A 696-nucleotide genomic window follows, 5' to 3' on the forward strand; every position below is an offset into this window, starting at 1 on the left:
CGGTGCCCGGTACTGAGTGATAAGGGTTTATTGGCAAAATCGAAGAACGCGAAGGCGACCTGATCTATTGACGAGGCCAGCGCATGCGGTTTGCCCGGCACGAAGGGGCCATCGATCCGGTAGAGCAGGCGTGAATTTTGAAATACCGCGTCATCACCGGAACAGGTGCTGTTTATCCCGATCTGTCTGGCCGACGCCAGTGTCTCTCCCGCCTGTTTACCGGCTCTTTTCACCGTTCCCCAATCCACCGATGACGGAGTAAGCACTACTGCACAGGTGGACGGCTTTTTGACCGGTGAAAGGATAACCGTGGTCCACAGGGGGGTCGGTATGCTGCTGGAACCCGATACGGCCGTTGAAGCCCAGCCGATAGAGCCCACAGATAAATAACTTCCACCGGGTTTTGCATTGAAATTCCCGTCGCGGTCCGGGTAAATGGCTCCGGTCACTGAGCGAACACTGATATCAACCAGACCGTTGGCATCCGGGACGCAGGGAAGGTTAACGCCAGCATTTCCTTTGACCAGACTGGCTGATTGATAAGTATTGGGTGAACCATGCGTCTGGCAAGAGAGTGACGATTGCCCGATATCAACCATAAAGTCGCCAGCCTTGCCGACCCGGACGCTACCCGGTGACGACGAAGAGATCAATGAGTCGGTCCCCGATCCCACGGTGTAGGCCATAAACTGGGTC

Annotated in this window: 1 pseudogene; it reads right to left on the reverse strand. The window is 55.7% G+C overall.

The features are described from left to right. Nucleotides 1–599 (reverse strand): annotated as a pseudogene (locus AACQ38_RS23790) (hypothetical protein); the annotation flags it as partial. Between the last annotated feature and the right edge of the window lie 97 nt (nt 600–696).

The organism is Photorhabdus sp. RW14-46 (assembly GCF_963887965.1).
Taxonomy (GTDB): domain Bacteria; phylum Pseudomonadota; class Gammaproteobacteria; order Enterobacterales; family Enterobacteriaceae; genus Photorhabdus; species Photorhabdus laumondii.